Origin of the sequence: Caldisericum sp. (genome assembly GCA_022759145.1) — a bacterium.
Taxonomy (GTDB): Bacteria; Caldisericota; Caldisericia; order Caldisericales; family Caldisericaceae; genus Caldisericum.
This window is the reverse complement of record JAEMPV010000121.1, coordinates 1-3,530: the sequence shown is the minus strand read 5'-3', so window position 1 is coordinate 3,530 and position 3,530 is coordinate 1. Positions and strand designations below refer to the sequence as shown.

The 3,530-nt window shown below is 35.8% G+C and carries 3 protein-coding genes; all 3 read right to left on the bottom strand.

The annotated features are described in order from the left end of the window. Nucleotides 1–106: 106 nt before the first annotated feature. The 3 genes from JHC30_06995 to JHC30_06985 are packed head-to-tail and all read right to left on the bottom strand — an operon-like array spanning nucleotide 107 to nucleotide 3,192. On the bottom strand, nucleotides 107–1,123 hold the full coding sequence (locus JHC30_06995) for a BMP family protein (protein MCI4463893.1): 1,017 nt from the start codon (nucleotides 1,121–1,123) through the stop codon (nucleotides 107–109). 42 nt (nucleotides 1,124–1,165) lie between these two features. Continuing rightward, nucleotides 1,166–2,101, bottom strand: a complete 936-nt coding sequence (locus JHC30_06990) for an ABC transporter permease (protein ID MCI4463892.1) — start codon at nucleotides 2,099–2,101, stop codon at nucleotides 1,166–1,168. Beyond that, entirely contained in the window at nucleotides 2,101–3,192 is a 1,092-nt protein-coding gene (locus tag JHC30_06985) for an ABC transporter permease (GenBank protein MCI4463891.1), read from the bottom strand. The genes JHC30_06990 and JHC30_06985 overlap by 1 nt, the downstream gene beginning before the upstream one ends. Nucleotides 3,193–3,530: the final 338 nt, after the last annotated feature.

Here is a 3,530-nt window from a genome sequence, read left to right as displayed (position 1 = left end):
GGGAACTTCTTAGTTATGTTTCATAAATCAATTTCGTTGATTTTTTCCATTTTTTTTCACCTTTATTTTCTTTGAAGAGGTGGGGCTACCCCCTCCTCAATTTACATTATGGCAGTTTAACCTTTATCGATCCGTTCTTTATTTTCTCGAGGGTTTCATTAAATAATTTTTCGATTTCTGGAGTTATAAGTGTTGACTTTAGTTTAGGGTTAAATACAATTTCAATTCTTCCGTTAGATAGACTCAAACTTATTACTTCTCCGCCCAATTTACCTTTTTTGTAATTGTCAACAATATAAAGGACAACATCTTTCCATTTGTAAGCTTGCGATGCAATAATATGGTCAGGTGCAAGCGAACTTTGATCAACGTCATTAGAGAACCAATAAACACCAGGTTTTTCAGCAACGGCCTGAATCGCGCCTACTGATTGTTGTGCTGTTCCTGTAAGAATGTCTGCTCCCGCCTCAATTTGAGCTGTAGCCATTTCTTTAGCCTTGATTGTATCGCCAAAAGAACCGGTATATGATTCCAAAACTTTAATTGAGGGATCTATAGAATCTACTCCTTGTTTGAAACCATAGTTATATTTTATTGCGTCGCCAGTTTTTACAGGACCGACAATACCCACTGTCTTTGTTTTTGTGAGTTTTGCAGCAAGAACTCCAAATATGTAGGCGCCATCTTGTGCCTCTGGATCATATGCGAATACATTTGTAGCGGTTTGGAATGCAGTACCATATGCAAATGTAACATTCGGAAAATCTTTTGCAACTTCCATCACAGGATTTTGATATTGGCTGCCGTGTGCAATGATGATGTTAAAGCCTTTATTTGCGTAGTCTCTGATTGCCGCTCCTGCATTAACAGGGTCTGGCATCTGCTCTGTAACATTTACCTCAACATTATCAACTCCAAGTTCTTTTTGGGCATCCATAACACCTTCGTACATGCCTTGACTCCAAGACATGTCATCTTTTGTGCTAGGTAGAATAAGGGCAATTTTAATTTTCTCTACCTTTGTTTCCTTCTTTCCGCATCCGTAAGATGCTGTTAATCCTAATACAAATACTACTACGAGAAGACTTATAAGAAATCTTCTCGTTTTTTCTTCTCTCCTCATACTTTCCTCCTTTCTATAATTTTTTGTATTTATTGCCGATTATTACTTACATCTTTCAAAAGGTTTTCCAAGTGCAGTGGGTCCACCTATACGATGTTGTGCAACAAAAACTAATACAATTATAGTAATTATGTAAGGTGCCATGACAGCGTACTCGTATGGTATTCCAATGTTTGCAATTTGGACTCTTATCTGAAGTGCATCGAGTATACTAAATAAAAGAGAACCAATCATTACGCCAGTCGGTTGCCATCTTCCAAAATATACAAGCGCAATAGCAATAAATCCTCTGCCGGCAGATATGTTTTCTACAAAAATGGCTTTTTGCTGTCCTATTGTTAAAAATGCTCCAGCAAGTGCTGCAAGGACGCTCCCGATTATTATGCAAACATATCTAACAAACTCTACAGAGACACCTAAAGAATCAGCAGCAGATGGGTTTTCTCCAACCGATCTTATTTTTAACCCGAATGTTGTTTTGAAGAGAACTATGTATGAAATGGGAACAAGCAAAAATGCAAGGTATACCATCCAATTCTGATTAAAGAAAATTTCTCCAATGTAGGGCATTTTTGATAAAATTGGGATAGGAGTTGATTTAAAACCATCAATAGTTACAATAGCACCCATTGTTAAACGGAAAAGCAATCCTGATAAGCCAAAGCCAAACATATAAATGCCAATTCCACTTATTCCTTGTTCAGCTTTCATAGTTACATTTATAAAAGCACTCAACAGTCCCATAAGAAGACCAACTATTATAGCCATTAGTATCCCAAGCATTAGACTTCCCGTCTTAAGTGATGTATAAAAGCTTAAAAAAGCACCAATCAGCATGATTCCCTCTATTCCTAAGTTGTATACACCACTTCTTTGGTCGAGCATCTCACCAATAGAGGCAAGTAAATACGGCGTTGCGAGTCTAATACCAGCGCTAAAAATACTTACAATTACTCTTGTTTGAAAAAAATTTCCCATCATTTCTCATCCTCTGTTAATATTTCTGTATTTCTTGAAGCTATTTTTCTTGATATTATCTCTCCACTGACCGCAAATACTACCACAAGCCCTTCAATTGCATATACCATTGCTGCGGGTATTCCTACAGTTCTCTGAAGGCTGTCTGCACCAAAGAGAATTGAACCAAAAAGAATTGATGCAGGTATTGTTCCAAGAGGGTTCAGTTTTCCAAAAAGTGCAGCGACTATACCAGAAAATCCGTATCCAGCACTTATTCCGTCTAACAGTCTATGATGAATTCCCATTACTTCGACAGCACCTGCAATGCCAGCCATTCCTCCTGCAATAAGCATTGAAAGGATCATATATCTCTCAACATTTATTCCGCCGTATCTTGATGCATTTTTGTTTTTCCCTACAGCTCTCATTTTATATCCAATTGTGGTTTTCCACAGGAGATAATACATAGCTATCGCAAGGATTATTGCTATAAATATTCCTGTATGAAGTCTTTTACCCTGGAAAAATCTTGTTAGCCAGGCAGATTGAGGTATTATTGATGATTGCGGATATCCTGTGCCGAATGCTTTTTCTAATGGATCCATCATAGGACCTCTCAATAAAAGATACAAAACCTGTGTTGCTATACTGTTTAACATCACAGTAGTTAGAATTTCGTTGATATTAAAATAAGCTTTTAATACACCCGGTATTAAGCCGTAGATACCACCACCAACAAAACCGACCAGTAAGAGTATCATAACCGAAATGATTTTAGGAAGTGATGGAAGTTTTAGAGCAACAAATGTTGTTAAAATAGCGCCGACAATTATTTGCCCTTCACCTCCTATGTTAACCATTCCGCTTCTGAATGCTACACAAACACCAGCACCTACAATAATTAGTGGAGTTGCTTTAACGAGAGTTTCAGTAATACCATAAAGACTTCCAAATGAGGCAGCAAACATTAAGTAATATGCATTTAATGGATTTACATGAGCGGTTATTAGAAATATGCTTCCAACAATAAGAGCAAGAAATACTGCACCTAAAGGGATTAGAATATTTGTTATAATCGAAATAAAAAAGGCATTTTTTCTTATTTTCATTTTATCTCTTCCTCTTCTTTTATGAAAATTTCGTTGGTTTTAGTGTAATTTCTCTTAAATTCATAATGCAAGTGAGTGGTTTTTAAATTGTAAAACATTAAACTCAAATTAAGTTCTGTTTTCCTAAAAATTAACCTTAAGAATTTCAATTTTTTCTCCCTTTATTAAAAGTTCTTCACATTATTTTACACAAAAAATTTTTTTTGCCAATAGGTATCTCTTTTTAAAGAATAAAATTGGATTATAATATTTGTGATTTTAGTTGTTTGAAGTAGTCGTTCGTCAAAAGGAGACGATTGGAAATGAGGAAAAAAATTAAAAAACTTTTACCGATTGTG